We start from the raw sequence: 18,240 nt of genomic DNA on the forward strand, positions 1-18,240 counted from the left end.
GGCTTCCTTATTGTTGACGAGCAAGCTCTGCCAGCAGAGGCCAACGTTTAATAGCCGCTGCCAACTGTTCTCGTTGGGAAATATCGGCATAATCTATTTCGGGCAGTGAAAATACCTTACTGAGTGCTAAAAAATCATTTTGAAACGTATAACCCAGGGTCGAATCCGTCTGAGTTGTAGGCTCATTGTTATGCATTCAGACACGGTCCTTATAAACAGGAAATGATTGCGTACATGCTTAGCAAGGTATTTGCGACGAAATTCGTTTACATGCTAAATCTGATGTTCTTTAATTTCAATGTTAGGTTTATTTCTATACTTTCGCTAGTAAACTGAGATACAGATAAATTACCTGTAGAGGGACACCGTGGACCCCATATTTTCTCTCGGCATCCAGTCGTTATGGGACGAATTGCGTCACATGCCTGCCGGCGGCGTCTGGTGGATTAACGCCGATCGCGAAGAAGATGCAATAAGCCTTGTTAATCAAACAATTGCATCGCAATCCGAAAATGCAAAAGTCGCGGTTGCGGGTATGGGATATGATTTGCGAAACATCCTTCAGTTAGAACCCGATCACGGCCCCCAAAAAATATATCTTTTTTCCATGCCAAATCATGAAAAAGGTCTATACTTTTTCTCTCGCGATATACTTTGCACTATTGAACCCGAAAATTATTTACTCATTCTGCTGTGTGCAAATAACGCATGGAAAAATATCCCGGCGGCGAATTTGCACCGCTGGCTAATACAAAATCATGAGTGGACGAAATATCATAAGTGCACATTGCTGGTAATAAACCCTGCAAACAATAGCGACAGGCAATCATCAGTGCTGATAGGGAAATACCGTTCATTGTTTGGTTTAGCGAGTTTACGTTATGCCAGTGGAACACATCTTTATGATGTTGCCTGGTGGTGTAACGACAGAGGCGTGAGCGCCCAGCAACAACTTATTCTTGAGCAGCAAGATGGCCGCTGGCAGTTAGCGAAACAAGAAGAGGCCTCCGTCCAGCCGCGCAGTGATGAAAAACGGGTGCTCAGTAATGTCGATGTGCTGGAAGGGGCGCCTGCGCTTTCGGAACACTGGACACTTTTCGAAACCAACGAAGCAATGTTTAACGAGGCGCGAACCAGCCAGGCCGCGACCCTCATTTTCGCCCTGCGTCAGAATAACCAAATCGAAACCATTGCCCGACAGATTCATACCCTGCGCCGTCAGCGCGGTAGTGCTCTGAAAATCATCGTCCGTGAAACCAGAGCCAGCCTGCGCGCCACCGATGAACGTTTGCTGTTAAGGTGTGGCGCAAATATGGTCATCTCGTGGAACGCCCCGCTCTCCCGCTGCCTGACGCTTATCGAAAGCGTGCAGGGGCAACAGTTTAAACGCCTTGTGCCGGAAGATATCTCTACGCTGCTCTCCATGACCTTGCCGCTCAAACTGCGCGGATTCCAGACATGGAGCACGTTCTGCGAAGCCGTGGGCAACATGGTAAATAACACCCTGTTGCCCCCCGACGGCAAAGGCGTTCTGGTGGCGCTGCGCCCGGTGCCCGGTATTCGCGTAGAACAAGCGCTAACGCTCTGCCGTCCGAACCGTGTCGGGGATATTGTCACCATCGGCGATAACCGCCTGTTGATGTTTTTGTCGTTCTGTCGTGTGAACGATCTCGACACCGCCCTTAACCATATTTTCCCGTTACCCACAGCCGATATTTTCTCTAATCGCATGGTCTGGTTTGAAGACAACCAGATTGCGGCCGAGCTGGTGCTGTTGCGGGAAGTGGGGCCGGATAAGTGGGGCGCTCCGCTGACCGGTACGAGTGATGAGAAGAAAATCATTAACGCCGAGCATGACGGACAGACCTGGCGACGTATCCCGGAACCACTGCGGCTGTTAAGTGAAGACAGGGGGAGCGCATCATGATGTCCATCGCCGATATTATTGAACTCGTTATACTTTGTGCGCTGATTTTCTTCCCGCTGGGCTATCTGGCGCGCCACTGGCAGTACCGTATTCGTCTTGTTGCAAGAATAATGTTTATTAAACCTCGCTACGTTAAACCGGCCGGAGTATTGCGTCGGGAATCGTTCGTCAAGGCAGACCGAAAACATGACTAATCAAACGCTGACGCCTTCCAGACCCTCGACGCTGTGGCAACACTGGCGCGGTTTATCCGGGTGGAATTTCTATTTTTTGGTGAAATTTGGTTTGCTGTGGGCAGGCTACCTTAATTTTCATCCGTTGCTTAACCTGGTGTTTATGGCCTTTCTGCTGATGCCCTTACCAGGTCTGGGCCTGCACCGTCTGCGCCACTGGATTGCTATCCCGATTGGTTTCGGCCTGTTCTGGCATGATACCTGGCTACCGGGTATCGATAGCATCATTAGTCAGGGCTCGCAGGTAGCGGGCTTTAGCGCTGATTACCTGCTCGATCTGGTGACGCGTTTTATTAACTGGCAGATGATTGGCGCCCTGTTCGTATTGCTGGTCGCCTGGCTGTTCCTGGCGCAGTGGGTTCGCGTAACGGTATTTGTCGTCGCCATAATGATCTGGCTGAATGCTATGACGCTCGTCGGACCGGCGTTCACCCTGTGGCCGCAAAACACCCACCAAAATACCATTGCCACAACAGGCGGAACGGTAGCGCCGACGGTGGCAAATACCGCGACAACGCCCGTGGTGGGCGATATTCCGGCGCAAACCGCACCGCCAACCTCTGAGAACCTGAATGCCTGGCTTGCCAGTTTTTATGCTTCCGAAGAGAAACGTCAGACACCGTTCCCGACGCAACTGCCGGCAGATGCGCAGCCTTTTGATTTACTGGTGATCAACATCTGTTCACTCTCATGGTCCGATATTGACGCAGCGGGCCTGGCATCGCACCCACTGTGGTCGCATTTCGATATTGTTTTTAAACAGTTTAATTCGGCCACCGCATACAGCGGCCCGGCGGCCATTCGCCTGCTACGCGCAAGCTGCGGCCAGACCTCGCATAAAAATCTGTATCAGACAGCCGGAGCTCAGTGCTACCTGTTTGATAACCTGGCCAAACTGGGCTTCACCCAACAGTTGATGATGGATCACAACGGCGTGTTCGGTGATTTCCTCAAAGAGATCCGCGATAACGGCGGCGTACAGGTGCCATTAATGAATCAGGCAGGCCTGCCGCCGGTCCTGTTGTCATTTGATGGCTCCCCGGTCTATGACGATACCGCCGTGTTGAACCGCTGGATGGAGAACGAGGCGACCAATAATGGCCAGCGTACCGCGACCTTCTATAACCTGCTGCCGCTACACGACGGTAACCATTTCCCCGGCGTGCGCCAGACTGCGGATTATAAAATTCGCGCACAGAAACTGTTTGATGAGCTGGATACCTTCTTTACGCAACTGGAGAAATCCGGGCGTAAAGTGATGGTGGTGATGGTGCCGGAACATGGCGCCGCACTACAGGGCGATAAGATGCAGGTTTCCGGTCTGCGTGATATTCCAAGCCCATCGATTACCCACGTACCAACGGCAGTCAAGTTCTTTGGCATGAAGGCTCCGCATGAAGGGCCTGCAATTGAGATAAACCAGCCGAGTAGCTTCCTGGCAGTGTCAGAGCTGGTTACGCGCGTACTGGATGGCAAGATCTTCACCGAAGACCATGTGAACTGGGATCAGTTGACCAGTAGCCTGCCACAGACCGCGCCCGTTTCAGAAAATGCCAACGCCGTGGTGATCCAGTACCAGAACAAGCCGTATGTTCGTCTGAATGGCGGCGACTGGGTGCCTTATCCGAAGTAGGTGCTTTGCCCCCTCGCCGAAGCAAGGGGGCAAGTCGTAGCCCGAATAAGTCGCCTGCGCCGCCATCCGGGAGGGGTGGCAATCAGCGACCAGCCGAGAGGGCTTGCACCCTCACCTCAGCCCTCTCCCTGAGAGCTGAGGAATCCCTGGTAATCTTACGTTTTACAGCGATAACGCCGCTTAATAAGAATAAAACCGTGACAGCGATGACAGGGTCCGGCTGAAAATCGATGAGGCGTTGGCGGCTGACCGGGGCCGCCCGCAGGGAAGCGGGCGGAGGGGATAGCCTGCAAGGACGCAGGCTGGTCTCCGACCCGAAAGTCAGACGACATAAGACGAATGCACCGCGCCAGCGGCGATTTTCCTGGCCGGGAGCCCGGGTCGCCAGGGTGGTGGCGGTGAGCCACCCTGGCACGTTCACGGGCTCTGTCGCGACAGTAAAGCAAGGAACATAAGGTGAACGGAATGACCATCAGAGCCGCATTTTCCCCCTCACCCTGGCCCTCTCCCTCAGGGAGAGGGGACCGTTCGTGCTCGCATTTTTGTGGGGATTCCCCAGCCCTCAGGGAGAGGGAGTAAATCGTGCCCACCGACGCCAGGCGAGAGGGTTTTCACACTCACCCTCAAGGGAGAGGGTGAGGAGACATCACAGGAAAAGCGGAAAATTACTGTTGCTGCTGCGCCAGCCAGACCAACATTTTCAGACTGGCAGAATAGTAATCATCCTGCGCGCTGATTTGCGGCTCGCCGGAGGTTTGGCCCATCGTCAAATCACGCACCGCCAGCAAACCGCCATTCATATTGTACGGGGCGGTATCGTTGGTTGTGACGTTCACCCAGGCAGGGGTGCGGCTACGATCATAACCCTGCCACCAGTTGCGCCACGGCGTCAGCAGCGAACTTTGCGGGTTCCACCATGAGATATACAACGGAATACGGATGGCGTCGAAACTCATGCGCGGGGGCCACTCTTTGGCGGGGCTCAGTTTGCCATCCGCTGACAGTGATACCCAGTCGGTAGGCAAATGTGACTGACCCCAGCCCATTTTGCCAAGCAGCGTCGTGCCATCACGAATCAGATCATTCCAGACCACCAGATGACTGCGGTTGGCAAATGCTTTCCATGCCGGGAAGATAAAATAGGATGGATTCAGATTCACATAGCTGTTGAGATTGAACCCCTTCGCGCCCGGCAACATCACCCGATAACCCGCAAAGTTGATCACCGTATGTTTAATCATCGCCTGGGTAATGGCATCCGATGCGGTCGCATAGCTGTTATCATTCCAGCGCTGACTGGCTTTTAACAACGCCCATGCAATTAACGCATCGCCATCCGTTGCGTCGTTCTTATCAGCAATCGGATCCGGCTCAACCGGGTTAAAACGCCAGTAGAACAGGCCGTTGTCCTTGTTCCTTAGTGTCTTATCTGTCCATCCCCAGATGCGGTCAAACGCCGCCTTATCGTTACTGGCCACCGCCATCAGCATGGCGAACCCCTGGCCTTCCGTGTGAGAGACGTTTTTATTGCCGGTATCAACGATACGGCCATCCGTCATCAAAAAGCGCGCTTTGTACGTTTCCCAGGCTTGTCCCGCCTGTGAAAACGAGGAAAAGAGCACACTCATCATCATCACCATCATGGCGAAAACGCGTTTAAACATACTCAGACTCATTGTGGGTTAGCGTAGCGGAACACAACGTCCGATACGGAGTAAAGCCGTTCGCGGCTAAAAGCGAGATGCGATTTTCCGCCCTGTCCCTGCAACCAACGGGAATAAAGTCCTTCCAGTATGGCGCAAAATGCGTAACACCAACGCGTCTGGCTGTTCTCATCCCGGGAAATCGGTAGCCCCTGATGGCGGAACGACAATCCCTCTTCGCTGGCCTGAATATCAATATAGCCCCAATTAAACTCCGCAAGCAGCCTGTTGATGTTGGCTTCAAGCTCGCCGATGGTTTCCGAGGCTGGCAGGGGAAAACGTTCCGCCAGCGATTCTCCCATCTGGCGCAAGAAGGGCTGGCTTTCCGCCTCACCCACGTTTCTCACCATGCCATCAACCATTACCGACAGCAGGTCGAACCAACCGGCTGGCGTTTGCTGACGTTGAAAATAAGACAGCAGTAAAGGATTAGCCGTACTCGACGTCATTATTTATCTCCCAACATATAGCGGAACCAGATCCCGGCAGTACTTTCGTTGTAGTCGCCAAAGGTGTCGTAACCGACCCTGCCGCCGACGGTCATGCTCTTATTCAGGTTGTAATCAATCCCTGCCCGGAAGGTATAGCCAATCCCGTTTTGCGATTTGCTGCCGTACTGTGCTTCTTTGGTAAAGCCCAAATTAGCCAGTTGCTGCAGCATGCTCTGTGCTTCGGGATCGTTCGGAAAATAGTCGCTCTTATCCTGGGTGTAAGACTGGTAACCCACCGATCCGCCCAGGCTCAGCTTCCAGTTATCGATTTTTTGCGAGAAATCGACGGGTAACGATACGCTGACATAGTTCTGCGGGCTAAAGTAGCCCCCCTGCCCATAGGTAAAGTAGCTAAGGTTTTTCGAGAAATTCATCCAGCTAACGCTTAACCCCGTCTGCAACTGACGAAAATCATCATGCCACGGACGCAGATACACGCCGGCATCGGCGTTGGCGCTGGTGTTGCTCGCCACATTTTCGCCAATGTAGCTATAGCCACCGCCTCCCACGAAGAAGCCTGCGTCACCGTCGTCGTAGCTCAGTTGTACGCTACCGCCGTTTTTAGTCACCTGGCCCCAGGTTTTGCCTGAGTAGGCGTCTTTCAAACCAACATACGAGAGCAAACTATCAGTCACGGCGCGGCGCTCGCCGGTGAAGATCAATGAGAGGTAGTTAGATAACTTAGGTGACCATTTCACCCCACCGACCAGTGTATTCAGATCCTGGCCCAGCGGCGTGCTGCCAATATCCAGGCGATAGCTATCACCGCTAAGCGCCATATTAAGCTCAACGCCGTTCCCATTTTGCGAATCGGTGGAGCCCTGAATCGCATCATCCAGGTTGTGCATATATTGCGACTGGCTGAGTGCACGCAGTGTGCCGGAATTATACAAAGCCGCCAGTTGCGCTAATCCGCTGCTTTTAAAGGGCGTCAATGCAGCATTCAATTCACTAAGCGATACCGGGCTGATAGTTCCGGTTTCACCTTCATAGGCATCAATAACAGTACTGCTAATATTACTTACCGCATTCGCCAGCGGGTTCGTCCCATAACGGCGCCAGGCATCACCAGAAGCACTTCCGGCACTCAGGGTAATCGGCGTGGCGGTAAATTCGAAACGCGACTCACCAAACGGCGAACTTGACCAGGTCAGCGGCGTTTTGGCTTCAGTCAGTTTACTGGTGCCCGACTCGCCGTCGCGGCCACGGATATCGACCTCACCCTGCAACCACATCCCTTTCTTCTCATCGATCTCCTGCATCATGTTATCAACCTGACGCAGGGTGCGGCTTTGCGCGGTCTCGACGGGCAAATCGGTACGGGTTGTGCCCGGCAAACTGGTTCCTGGCTCATGGGCCACTTGCGCGACCTGCCATGGCAGGATAGTGCCGTACAACGCCTGCGGCGAACTTGATTGCGGTACCGTTTTACTGGTGGTGGTAAACGGATTATCAGCCAACAGTACGCCGCCAATCGTCGGTGTCGCAGCACTGTTAGAAGACTCCAGCCCCACCAGTTTGCCGCGCGCGCTACGTAAGTAGGTCATCGCCTGTTGATGGTTGCCTTTTGCCTCTTCCAGACGCGCCAGCAACAGCATACGTTCCGGTGAGCTATCGCTACGCAGACCGCTGGCAAGGGTGGTAGCCTTCTGCACGTTATTCTCAGCCAGCGCAACGTCGATAGCACCAACACGTGCCGCCTGATCCTCGGTATCACGGGTCATCAGGTAGTCGTACAGCACGCCCGCTTCTTTGTTCATTTTGCCTGTCTGGTACAGACGGCCCATGGCGAACATCAAATCGGTGTTCTGCGGGTCGCTTTGCAGCGCACGGATCAGCTTGTCATAAGCAGCGGCGTAATTGCCCTCTTCACGCAGTTTGTCCGCTTCGTTAATCACATAGCCATTGCGGATACCTGCAAGCTGAGCAGGCGTACTACGCGCCTGTAGCTCCGGGTTCGACATCAGGGTTTGCGCTTCCTGAGTGAGCCCTGCCTGATTAAGTACCGCTATCTGATCGGCATAATCCCCGGCGTTGCCTTCTACGCCATCTTTCAGACTGTTGCGCACCAGCGATACGGCGGTGGTGATATCACCCGAACGGGCGAGCATCCGCGCCAGTTTCCCCGCATCGACCGGGCTTTTCGGCGGCTGGCTGGCCAGCGCTTTCAGGGTATTGGACGCCGCGGTCATATTCCCTTGCGCGAGGTAACGTTCTGCCGTCGCCATTTGCAGGTTGTAATTCACACTCTCCGCCAGATCGCGCATCTGGCTATTACGGCTGGACGGAGGAATACGCGCCAGCAGAGAGCTGGCCTGCTGCCAGGCACCGCTTTCACTGGCATATAGCGCAGCGGCGTACAGTGAGTTGCTGTTGGCGCCGTCGCGCCCGGCCGGGATCATTACCGTTGCCGCTTCACCTTCCTGTCCGGATTTTTGCAGCAGACGGGCAAGGTCAAGACGCAGCCACGGATCATCCGGCACGCGTGCAACCCCCTGACGCAGCACCGAAATCGCCTGGTCAGTGTTACCTGCCTGGACCAACTGCTGTGCCTGACGACGAATCGGATCGCCAGGCGCGCCTGCCACCACGCGCGGCTGCAGTTTTTCCTGCAGGCTGGCGGGTAAAGTACGCAACATCGCCTGAGCTTCCTCAGTTTTATTCTGGTCGCGCAGAACGTAATATAGGTTTTCTCGCGCCGGGGCGTTCTGCGGCTGCTCGTTGAGGATACCTCGCAGGGCCTGTTCAGCCTGCGCAAAATCTTTGTTCTGACGCAGTACGGCGGCACGGAACAGTTTCCCTGCCGTGCCACGCTCCCCACTCTCTTGTGCCAGCGGAGATGAAAGCGCCAGCGCCTGGCTGATATTGCCCTCTTTCAGTGCCTGCTGTGCCTGGGCGAGCTGGCCGTAAAACGCCGCGTCCGCAGCCTGATTTTTACGCTCCTCAGAGGCATCGCCGCCCTGACTGGCTGCCCGGCTCAGGTACTGTGCCGCCGCTTTGTAATCACCGCTACGCTGGGCGATATAGCCCATCCCGGCGAGAGCGTCGGCATCATTGGGGTTGGTTTGCAGTACCTGCTCAAATTTACTTTTTGCCGCACTGTTATCGCCGCTGTTCAGCGCGGTATAGCCTTCACCTTTCGCCGCGCCGCCGACATTTTTACGGTAATAGTTCTGAACCTCCGTATCCTGCGGATGGCGCTGTAACCAGGTGTCGTAGAAGCGTTCATCGCCCGCCTGCGGGCCTAACCACAGCAACGCCTGACGCAACCCATCGTCGGCCTCTTTACTGCCGCTGGCCATCGGTTCGAGCAACAAAATGCCGTCGCGACGCGTCTCTTCACGCCAGGTCAGGATTTTGCCGAGGGCAATACGCGCAGCGGTATCCTGCGGGTTATGCATCACGAAATTTTTCAGTTGCGCTACGGCCTGCGGATAAAGAGCTTTGTCTCCCGCCATTGTCTGATAGTACTCAGGGGCAAGGCTGGGTGGCGGAGTATCGCCATTAAACATACTGCGCCAGGTCGCCAGCGCCGCCGGTACGTTGCCGCTGCGCGCCTGCTGGCGGGCAAGGCTTAATTGCCCTTGCGGAACCTGCGTCAGCTGTTTGGCATTATCCAGCGCCTGCAACCCCGGATCATCAGGGGAAACCTGCGCCAGACGCGTACGCCACTGGGACGAGGTTTGCAGATCGCCATTTTGCTGCGCCCATAACGCCATCAGATACATTGCCTGGGTGTTATTGGCATCCACCATCAACACTTTGCGCAGCGACTCCATCGCCAGGTCATCGTGGGACTTCTCATGCCAGTAATTCGCCTGATCAAACAAGGCTTTGAGCGCGGCATCATTCGCGGCAGCATGTGCCAGCCCTGGTATACCGAAAGTGAGAACGCTGGACAGGCACAGCGTCGTCAAACGGCGGGCGGTTTTTATCATCATTCTTGTCACCCTCTTATTTGCGGTTGTCCAGATCCAGACGTCGTTTCGCGCGATTTCTCAGCAGGACATAACTTGCTGAACCAACGATGCAGCCAAATAGCAGTCCCAAAATCGCCAGCAGCGCCGAGTGCTGATTCGCATACCAAATCACCCGCATCTGCACTGGCATCTCGCCACTCGGGAACTGCTCACCCACGCGGAAACTACGCACGCCGTTCTCATTAGTGATCACCGCTGCATCGCCGCGGATCCCGGCGTTAATCTTCGCCGAGGCGAGGTCGCCGTGCAGGCGTGAGAGCTGGTCGTCATTGCTGCCGATAGCCAGCACCACCAGACGGTCGTTATTCCACGGTGAAGGGAAGCTGACAAACCCTCGCCAGGCTTCGTTGGAGGAGAAGTAGCGGTCAGCTTCCAGTCCGTCTGATGCCCAGTCCCCCGTTATCCAGCGTTTGATACGCTCCCAGGTTGTCGGCTCGCGTACGCCCAACGTACTGTCATGCATCACGAACGGCGAGCTATTGAGGATCGCGCGGTTAAAGTCATGCTGATCCAGGCCCGTGACCGCCAGCACATCGCGGTCGTTCAGGAGTTCTGCCCCCGCCCCGCCAGTGGGTACGCCGAGCACCACCCGGTTGTGACCCAGCGCTGTTCCCGTCGCGTTACCGGAACGGGCCGCCATATCCAAAAGGGTGGCAATCTGCGTTTCAGTCGGGTTTTGCGGCAGCATCAGCACCGTTTCCGAATAATCGGCAAGCCGGGTGAACGGGAAGGAAGCGCCCACAAAATAGGAGAGGTTCGGCAACAGCGCGAAGTGTCGCGTGTGGCTGAGATCAATCCACGAGTCATCTTCAATACGGCTCTTGATGTTATTGTTCAGCAGCACGCTACATGGCGCGTTCGCCTTTGGCTGAATGTTGAAGTACAGAGAGAGCTGGTTGTCACCGTAAATCATGTACGGCTCCAGCGGCATATCAAACTTCTCCTGACGCGCATCGCCGCCAAGTTTATGCCACAACGTTTCCAGCGCCCCCTGCTTATTCACCGGCAGGTTATGCAGGAAGGTATCGTTCATGGTCATGCTGAGCCACGAACGGTCTTCATCAATCCAGCTTTCCGTCGGGAAACGGTAACCAATATGCAGAGGAATCGTTTCGCCATCCCACAGGAACAGATCGGGTGCTGCACGGAATGCCACGCGCAACGGATCGTGCCACAGACCCGTGGTGGTCAGGCTCTGATCCTTACGGATCAGTTCTGAAAGTTTTACCGGACGATCGGTGGAGATCCAGCGAGGCGCATCATAAGGCTTACTCATCGGGATCGTTTGGCTGGTGACATCCACCGACGGCGTCTGAAAGGCGAAATTTCCCCGGGTCAAACGCCATGCCGCCGCGCGCAGGCTGGCATCATCTTTACCCACCACCAACAGCAGCTTATAAACCGGGTTAGCCGGGTTATCGACCACTTTCAGCAACGACTGCTCGGTATCTGGTAGCGTCAGGCCACCAATTTGCTCACCCGGATGACCAATCAGGATGCCGTTCTTTTCCGGCAAACGGTCATGATAGGCGGCAAACGACACGCCACGGTAGTCCGCCTGGATACCCATCCATGATGAGATCAGCGCACTGGCGCTTAAGGCATCGGGGCTCAGTTTCGCCGGGAAGGCCATGGCGATCGCCGCCGGGGTCATTTGCATGCTGTCAAAGAACGGGCGCGGGAAGTGGCTTAAATCGGCGCCAATGTCCAGTTGCTGCCCTTCCAGCTCGAAATGGGAATCCGCCAGGATGGTGACGCGATATTTATCGCTCAGGTCGCGCTGGCACTGCATGGCATCGCCATCATTGATTTTAAAGCTCAGGTTGTTACTCGATACCATCAACGCCGACGGGATATCCAGCTGATAACGCGCAGTATCGCTGTCGGTCACCGTAAGCGGTACTGTCCCCAGCGGCTGACCATTGAGCATCAGTTGCATGGTGGCATTTTTCGCCACCATCGCGGGCGATATTTTAAGGTTCAGTTCAAGCCGCGCCGTCGTGATTACCTGGTCCACAGGGAGGGTAAAGGACGCGCCGCCCTGGAGCTGGCCCCCCGTCAGGGAAATCCCTTCCGGAAAACCCATCTGTGCGAGACTAATGCTGTTAACCACCGAGGGAATAAATACCGGTGCTCCGGGCGGTGGCACAGGCACGGGTGCCGTATCCGCCGGCTCGTTTAATTTCAGTAGCGACTCGATGGAGGTATCTTCGGCATGCAGCGGCATCATAAAGAGTGAGCCGACCAGCACAGCCAGTGTTGTCAGACGTTTCATGCGTTGCCCTCCTCCTGAGAAGCGGCCTGATCCTGTCCGGCGCGCAAACGGCGCTTTTCACGACGGTCTTTCCAGGTGAGCCAGAAGAGGTCGAACACACAACGCATAATGGTACCCAACGAACGGAACGGGTTGTCCTGAGGTTTCGGCGGGTGAATCCAGGCGTCCGCACGGGAGAGCACCACGCGCACCAGTTCGCGACGGCGGGCCAGCGGGATATCTTCAAACATCAGACGAATCGACTCTTCATCCGTGGCGATGGTTTTCACCGGAATGAGGATCGCGCCGGATTGCAGCAGCAATTCAGTCTCTTCAATCTCATCATCCAGATGACGATCATCCGGCGCCACAATGCGGCAGCCGCCCATCGACAGGTCAGCGGTATGGCTGCGAGTCACCACGCCGCTGGCATGGTGGAGCAGCACCGGGATTTCAGCATCGATGCGAATGGTTTTACGTGTCTGCCGGGTTTCTCGCGCAACGGCAATCGCGGCCAACAAAAAGATCAGACTATACAATCCCCAACCGACGTTAAGGGCGATAACGCGCGGATCCACGCCGAAGTAGTCATGGGCACAGGCGCGAACGATACCGGCAATCACCCCGGCCGCCAGCAGCAGGGCGATAATCAGATGCGGGCGCACCACGCTAAAATCAAAGTACCCCACGTCCAGCAGCGCGCCTTTGTCGGTCACGTTGAACTTGCCGCGTTTCGGGAAAATCATCGTCACCACGGTCGGCAGTGCAATGTGGAAGGCCAGTACCAGGTCGTAGATCTCCCCCCAGAAGCTATAGCGATACCGCCCGTTCATACGCGAGTTAACGTAAATCGCGAGGAACAGATGCGGGAGCGCATAGGCGAACACCAGACTCGCGGAGGAGTGAATGATGTTGAGGTTAAACAGCAGATAGGCCAGCGGCGCGGTCACAAACGCAATACGCGGCAACGCGAACTGGTAGTAAAGCATGGCGCTCAGGTAGCACAGGCGCTGTTGGATGGTCAGGCCCCGACCTAAAAGCGGGTTATCCAGACGGAAAATCTGCGTCATACCACGCGCCCAGCGGGTACGCTGGATAACGTGCAGCACCAGACGCTCAGTCGCCAGGCCAGCAGCCAGCGGGATATCCAGGAACGCAGATCCCCAGCCACGGCGCTGCAACTTGAGCGCGGTGTGGGCATCTTCGGTAACAGTCTCTACGGCAAAACCGCCAATCTCTTCCAGCGCGCTACGGCGAATCACCGCACAGGAGCCGCAAAAGAACGTGGCGTTCCAGTTGTCGTTACCCTGCTGAATTGGCCCGTAGAACAGCGTCCCTTCGTTAGGGATGTTACGGCCAACGGAGAGGTTACGTTCGAACGGGTCCGGCGAATAAAAATAGTGGGGTGTCTGCACCAGCGCCAGTTTCGGATCTTTCAGGAAGCCGCCAACCGTCGCCTGCAGAAAGATGCGTGTGGCAACGTGGTCGCAGTCGAACACAGTAATCAACTCACCCTGCGTCAGTTTCATGGCGTGGTTGAGGTTACCGGCTTTGGCGTGATTATTGTCGTTACGCGTGATGTACCCAACACCAACATCTGCGGCAAACACCGCAAACTCGCGGCGCTTGCCGTCATCCAGCAGATAGATGTTCATTTTATCACGAGGATAATCAATGCATTGTGCCGCCAGCACTGTATCGCGCACCACATCTAGTGGCTCGTTATAGGTAGGAATATAGACGTCTACCGTCGGCCACTTGCTCATATCATCCGGCAGTGGAACGATCTCACGTTTTAACGGCCAGACCGTCTGCAGGTAGCTCAGCAGCAGCATGATCCAGACGTAGACCTCTGCCAGAAACAGACCCATCCCAAGAATGGTTTCAATTTCGGAATTAAAATGCAGGGTTTGCGTCAGGCGGAAATACATATAACGCGTCGATAATAAAATCGACATAACCACCATAATGACCGACACGCTGCGTTTTTTGCTGAAACCCATCAAAAACAGCACACCGATACTGAGCAGACCAAAAATATACTGTTTCTGGCTGTCCATAGGCGTAATGATGACCAGCAGCGCAACAGGTAGCATTGCCAGTACCAGCAAAACATAAAGGAACTTTTTCATAGGTTGCCCTGCGCGAATTAGAAACCAGACATTTTCGGTTTACTGTGAACCGTGCCGTCTCCGATTTTTACGCCTAAGATTCCGGCGACTCTTTTTGCAATGAGTTCGATATCGAATGCAGCGGCGGATGCAGGACTAAAGTCGAAAACCGATTGCTGCGAGGCATTCGCTTCTATGACGCTCTCATCACGATGAATAACGCCCAGGAGCTGATTACCTAGTTTCTGTTCCATAAATGCGGTGACATCCCGGCTGACCTGACGGCGGTTGTCGCTCTGGTTGAGCACAAAATAATGGCCCGCTTTTCGATTGAGGACATCCCCGGTCAGACGGTGATTTTCAACATGAGGCAACAGTGAGAGAGAGGCCGTATCCGCCTGCATGATGACCAGATGCAGGTCTGCCAGACGCGACATAGCTTTTAATGCAGCAGACGGGCCGGGAGGAAAATCGGCCACAATGATCAGGCCCGGATAATTCAGCAACGTGTTCAGGCCACGAATCAGAAAATGTTCGTCGTTCGTCAGACGCTCTTCAAAAAACAGGCGTTGCTCTTCGCTGGCTTCACCATAAGGCAACACAAAGATATTCCCGCCTGCGGTCAAAACAAACTGGCTCCAGTCCGAGGATTCTGCCGCTTTGGCGACGAAACCGCGCTCGTCAGACAGAGGGACGCCAAAATGCAAGCGCAGCGCGTTCTGCACGTCAAAATCCAGCGCCAGGACCTTGCTGCCAGATCGCGCAAGGGCATAAGCCAGATTAGCCGTAAGCGTCGTTTTCCCAACACCACCCTTCGGTGAACAAACACAAATCAACGGCATGCAGCGATCCTTTCTAGCAAAGATTGTAAAGGTTGGTTTTTTTCTACGGTGGGTTTTGGTTCTGTCGCTTTCGTTGCAAACAGCCGGGAGTAATCAGTAGAGACTGTCGCAGACGAGGCTGGGGGGGTCGTTGCCGGGGGTAAAACCGGGTCAGGCGCCTGTCGGACCACAGGCGCAACGGGTGCCTCCGATTGTGATGCAAGCTGTCCGGCAATATCACGGAAAATAGACGGTGCGGTCACCGCCGGTACTTCTGCGTCAACAGGAGGAAGCACGCTTTCAATGCTGCTTTCGGTGCTGTCGGTACTTACGGCACTTTCGATATTTTCGGTGCTATCGATACTTTCAGTGCGTTCGACGATCTCATGGCGCTCAGCGCTCGCAAAGACGTCCGGCGCAATAGCCTGCGGCTGCGGTAGCGAGACATGGCCACCCATCGCCAGTTTAGACGCCTCAGACGCAGGAGCGAGCTGATTCATGATCGCCCAACTTCCATGGTCAGGAGAGAGGTTCTGCGCCGAAAGATCCTTAAATTCGTATTTTTGGTTGCGGGTCTTATCCTTAAACCTCTGCAAATCATCATAATGATTCATGGCTATACTCATGATTTACAAAAAACTATATACCCACCACCTGCATAACCTGAGCGATCAGTTATTGGCAGATTCGTTTTATAATTAGGCTGTTCGCCTGTCATGTGGGTACGTAGGTGCTTTGGCTATTAACGATGCGCCTTATTATCGCGTGGTTAAATTACACCAGTGCTAACACGCTGTTTATTTCAAGCAAATATATAAAGTTCAGCTGTACACATGCTATCTTTTTTTTCTCTAAAAATCATTAAAGTAGTTAATAGCGATTCGCCGCATTGAACAACAATACAAGAATCATCCTAATGTGAATGACTAACATAAAAACCTAAATAATAGATATTATACAGGATTTTACGCCAGTATGAATAGTGATCATTTTAATTATTAGTAACCTACAGAAATATTTAGAAATAAATATTTGATTTAGAACCAGGATAAAAAACGACAACTCACCAGTACTGTGAGAATTAGCGCAACAAGCCTGTTTTTAGCAGAGGCCGGATGAGCAAGCCGGTCTGGAGGCATGTAATGCGTTAAATAATAATAGCGCGCTATCCGGCAAGGGAGACGGCATGTTGATTAGTGCACAAGCATTGAATGTGATTATCACCATTGCACGCTGTGGTAGTTTCGCTGCAGCCGCAGAGGAACTGCATAAAGTACCGACAGCGCTCAGCTATACGGTTCATAAGCTGGAAAGCGAATTGGGACTTAAGTTATTCAAACGCCTCGGGAAACAGCTGGAATTAACAGAGGCTGGCCATTATTTCATTAGTAAGGGGCAGATTATCCTGTCTCAACTGGACGATCTGCAGTTTGCCACCCAGCGTATTGCCGCCGGGGTAGAGACACGCCTCAATATCACCCTTAATAATATCGTCAGCCTGCGGCCGATTTACACGCTGCTGTCAGAAAGTGAATTGCTTTTCCCGCAAACCGAGATTCATATCGCGATTGATGTGCATGATGGTGTCTGGGATGCCTTACTGGAAAAACGGGCTGATATTGCTATTGCCGCGCCGAACCAGGTCGCATTACCCGGAGAAATATGCTGCCTGGAGATAGGCACGGCCGAATGGCTATTTGCCATCGCGCCCGATCATCCTCTTACCGCCATTCATCGTCCACTGCGTGCCGACGACCTGCGTCGTTATCCCGCAGTTTGCATCCCGGATACCTCGGTAAAACTTGAACCCAAAGTCGCCTGGCAACTACGGGGACAAAAAGCGGTGGTCGTGCCTGATTACCACGCAAAAATCACTATGCATCTCAAAGGGCTGGGCATTGGTTTTCTGCCGCGCCATATCTGCCAGCACTATATTGATGATGGCCGACTCGTACACCTGCAGGTTGAAGAGAGTAAGCAACCGACGCCGCTGTTTCTGGCCTGGCAAAGCAGGCCGCCGCGCCCCTGTTTTAACTGGTGGTTGCAGCAGTTAAAACAACCGGACGTGCAGAAAGCGTTATTTACAGCATTAAGCTAACGCATGCGCTGCCGTGAGAATACCGGCCAGCATATCGTGACCAGAAGAGTGCCCATAAGTGGCGACACGGACAATCGCCTGAGGCCATGTTTCGCTGGCGCCTGTCGCCAGCGCCAGCAACAGGGCGCTGTAACGGCTATCACAGCCCTGCTCCAGCATGGCGCGACTGATATCGGTCGTACGGTCAAGTAAGGGGGGCAACGCCGCGTTTAATGCCGCTGCGTGCGCAAAGCGCCAGTGATTCAATACCAGTGACACGCCCAGCAGGAAATCATCCCCGGCGGGGGTGAGCCCCTCCCCCCGACCAATAAAGCGAATAAGCAGTGCATCCAGCTCCCCTTCGCCGGTGCGCAGCCAGTGAACCAGAGATGCCTGTGCGTCTATTAACGTATCGTCCGTTAGCAGCGCCAGGCGAATACCTTTTTTCGGCTGATAGCTAAAAAAGGCCGCGATCTCTGCCGCCAGACGCGCCAGCGTTTGTGCTTCGCCACAGGGGTCGAGCCGCGTGGAAACAGGCCTGGCTGAGCGCAGTTCGATACTCGCTTTTGTACCATACAGGCAGGTCTCATCGCGCCAGCGCAACCTTTCCCCCACGGTAAAAAGAGGGCGTAAATCAGCACAGTCAGTCACTATACCCGCCGGGGCTAAAGGCATGTCACGCGCCTGCACCACCCATAACCTCCCTTGCGGCGTTTGTATGTTACAGGCACGCTGAAAAACCGAATGCACCCGAAGCCAGGAAACCGCCGGGAACCATGGTAATAACACATCGCAAAGTTGTGTCGCCACAACGTCCCGTCCTGAGCTCATTATCACTCCAGTTAATAGGTGCGAGGTCACAAATCCGCTATCTTGTTTTGGGTCATTTTTTTATTCCAGTCCGACGCTTGTACGCCTAAAGCCTCGCCAGTACACGACTTACGCATTATGGCGTTTTCGCGTACAGATATGCCTCATATTTTTTGAGGTTCAGGCAGAAAACCTTTTTG

13 protein-coding genes are annotated in these 18,240 nt (G+C 54.2%); 4 read left to right on the top strand and 9 right to left on the bottom strand.

All coding sequences use genetic code 11. The features are described from left to right. Nucleotides 1-7 precede the first annotated feature (7 nt). Nucleotides 8-196 carry a cellulose biosynthesis protein BcsR gene (bcsR, locus tag AAIG39_RS03795; RefSeq protein WP_090083764.1) on the bottom strand — a complete coding sequence of 63 codons (189 nt, stop codon included), beginning with the start codon at nucleotides 194-196 and terminating at the stop codon, nucleotides 8-10. Between the two features lie 171 nt (nucleotides 197-367). Between bcsR and bcsE the strand changes: the two genes are divergently transcribed. The 3 genes from bcsE to bcsG are packed head-to-tail and all read left to right on the top strand — an operon-like array spanning nucleotide 368 to nucleotide 3,793. After that, nucleotides 368-1,927, top strand: a complete 1,560-nt coding sequence (bcsE, locus tag AAIG39_RS03800; RefSeq protein ID WP_343193226.1) for a cellulose biosynthesis c-di-GMP-binding protein BcsE — start codon at nucleotides 368-370, stop codon at nucleotides 1,925-1,927. Continuing rightward, nucleotides 1,924-2,121, top strand: coding sequence for a cellulose biosynthesis protein BcsF (gene bcsF, locus AAIG39_RS03805; RefSeq protein ID WP_090083761.1), 198 nt, complete (start codon nucleotides 1,924-1,926; stop codon nucleotides 2,119-2,121). Before bcsE ends, bcsF begins: the two co-directional genes overlap by 4 nt. Then, nucleotides 2,114-3,793, top strand: coding sequence for a cellulose biosynthesis protein BcsG (gene bcsG / locus AAIG39_RS03810; protein ID WP_343193227.1), 1,680 nt, complete (start codon nucleotides 2,114-2,116; stop codon nucleotides 3,791-3,793). Before bcsF ends, bcsG begins: the two co-directional genes overlap by 8 nt. 665 nt (nucleotides 3,794-4,458) lie before the next feature. On the opposite strand, the gene AAIG39_RS03815 is transcribed toward bcsG, so the two are convergent. Genes AAIG39_RS03815 through bcsO form a run of 7 tightly spaced genes read right to left on the bottom strand, consistent with a single transcriptional unit; the run spans nucleotide 4,459 to nucleotide 15,779 of the window. Then, nucleotides 4,459-5,457, bottom strand: a complete 999-nt coding sequence (locus tag AAIG39_RS03815; protein WP_090083758.1) for a family 8 glycosyl hydrolase — start codon at nucleotides 5,455-5,457, stop codon at nucleotides 4,459-4,461. Nucleotides 5,458-5,465: 8 nt separating this feature from the next. Beyond that, nucleotides 5,466-5,945 (bottom strand): cellulose biosynthesis protein BcsD, encoded by a 480-nt coding sequence (gene bcsD, locus AAIG39_RS03820; protein ID WP_090083757.1) that lies wholly within the window; start codon nucleotides 5,943-5,945, stop codon nucleotides 5,466-5,468. After that, nucleotides 5,945-9,928 (bottom strand): cellulose biosynthesis protein BcsC, encoded by a 3,984-nt coding sequence (locus AAIG39_RS03825; protein ID WP_343193228.1) that lies wholly within the window; start codon nucleotides 9,926-9,928, stop codon nucleotides 5,945-5,947. Before AAIG39_RS03825 ends, bcsD begins: the two co-directional genes overlap by 1 nt. A 13-nt stretch (nucleotides 9,929-9,941) precedes the next feature. Further along, entirely contained in the window at nucleotides 9,942-12,242 is a 2,301-nt protein-coding gene (bcsB, locus tag AAIG39_RS03830; protein WP_343193229.1) for a cellulose biosynthesis cyclic di-GMP-binding regulatory protein BcsB, read from the bottom strand. After that, a complete protein-coding gene (bcsA, locus tag AAIG39_RS03835; RefSeq protein ID WP_343193230.1) occupies nucleotides 12,239-14,353 on the bottom strand; it encodes a UDP-forming cellulose synthase catalytic subunit in 2,115 nt (704 codons plus the stop codon). The genes bcsB and bcsA overlap by 4 nt, the downstream gene beginning before the upstream one ends. A gap of 17 nt (nucleotides 14,354-14,370) precedes the next feature. Further along, on the bottom strand, nucleotides 14,371-15,174 hold the full coding sequence (gene bcsQ / locus AAIG39_RS03840; RefSeq protein WP_090083750.1) for a cellulose biosynthesis protein BcsQ: 804 nt from the start codon (nucleotides 15,172-15,174) through the stop codon (nucleotides 14,371-14,373). Further along, nucleotides 15,165-15,779 (bottom strand): cellulose biosynthesis protein BcsO, encoded by a 615-nt coding sequence (bcsO, locus tag AAIG39_RS03845; RefSeq protein ID WP_343193231.1) that lies wholly within the window; start codon nucleotides 15,777-15,779, stop codon nucleotides 15,165-15,167. The genes bcsQ and bcsO overlap by 10 nt, the downstream gene beginning before the upstream one ends. Before the next feature lie 560 nt (nucleotides 15,780-16,339). On the opposite strand from bcsO, the gene AAIG39_RS03850 reads away from it, so the two are divergent. Then, nucleotides 16,340-17,251: a LysR substrate-binding domain-containing protein gene (locus tag AAIG39_RS03850; RefSeq protein ID WP_249569495.1), complete on the top strand. Its 912-nt coding sequence runs from the start codon at nucleotides 16,340-16,342 to the stop codon at nucleotides 17,249-17,251. Here AAIG39_RS03850 and AAIG39_RS03855 read toward each other — a convergent pair. Further along, nucleotides 17,243-18,061: an oxamate carbamoyltransferase subunit AllH family protein gene (locus AAIG39_RS03855; protein WP_343193232.1), complete on the bottom strand. Its 819-nt coding sequence runs from the start codon at nucleotides 18,059-18,061 to the stop codon at nucleotides 17,243-17,245. The two genes, AAIG39_RS03850 and AAIG39_RS03855, sit on opposite strands and share 9 nt — an antisense overlap. Nucleotides 18,062-18,240 lie beyond the last annotated feature (179 nt).

The sequence above is a fragment of the Phytobacter palmae genome, assembly GCF_039409775.1.
GTDB lineage: Bacteria > Pseudomonadota > Gammaproteobacteria > Enterobacterales > Enterobacteriaceae > Phytobacter > Phytobacter palmae.

Coding starts and splice junctions, on each gene's coding strand:
- bcsG (WP_343193227.1), top strand. CDS start 2,114: ATGACTAATCAAACGCTGACGCCTTCCAGACCCTCGACGCTGTGGCAA.
- bcsR (WP_090083764.1), bottom strand. CDS start 196: ATGCATAACAATGAGCCTACAACTCAGACGGATTCGACCCTGGGTTAT.
- bcsB (WP_343193229.1), bottom strand. CDS start 12,242: ATGAAACGTCTGACAACACTGGCTGTGCTGGTCGGCTCACTCTTTATG.
- AAIG39_RS03825 (WP_343193228.1), bottom strand. CDS start 9,928: ATGATGATAAAAACCGCCCGCCGTTTGACGACGCTGTGCCTGTCCAGC.
- AAIG39_RS03815 (WP_090083758.1), bottom strand. CDS start 5,457: ATGTTTAAACGCGTTTTCGCCATGATGGTGATGATGATGAGTGTGCTC.
- bcsD (WP_090083757.1), bottom strand. CDS start 5,945: ATGACGTCGAGTACGGCTAATCCTTTACTGCTGTCTTATTTTCAACGT.
- bcsQ (WP_090083750.1), bottom strand. CDS start 15,174: ATGCCGTTGATTTGTGTTTGTTCACCGAAGGGTGGTGTTGGGAAAACG.
- bcsF (WP_090083761.1), top strand. CDS start 1,924: ATGATGTCCATCGCCGATATTATTGAACTCGTTATACTTTGTGCGCTG.
- AAIG39_RS03850 (WP_249569495.1), top strand. CDS start 16,340: ATGTTGATTAGTGCACAAGCATTGAATGTGATTATCACCATTGCACGC.
- AAIG39_RS03855 (WP_343193232.1), bottom strand. CDS start 18,061: ATGAGCTCAGGACGGGACGTTGTGGCGACACAACTTTGCGATGTGTTA.
- bcsA (WP_343193230.1), bottom strand. CDS start 14,353: ATGAAAAAGTTCCTTTATGTTTTGCTGGTACTGGCAATGCTACCTGTT.
- bcsO (WP_343193231.1), bottom strand. CDS start 15,779: ATGAGTATAGCCATGAATCATTATGATGATTTGCAGAGGTTTAAGGAT.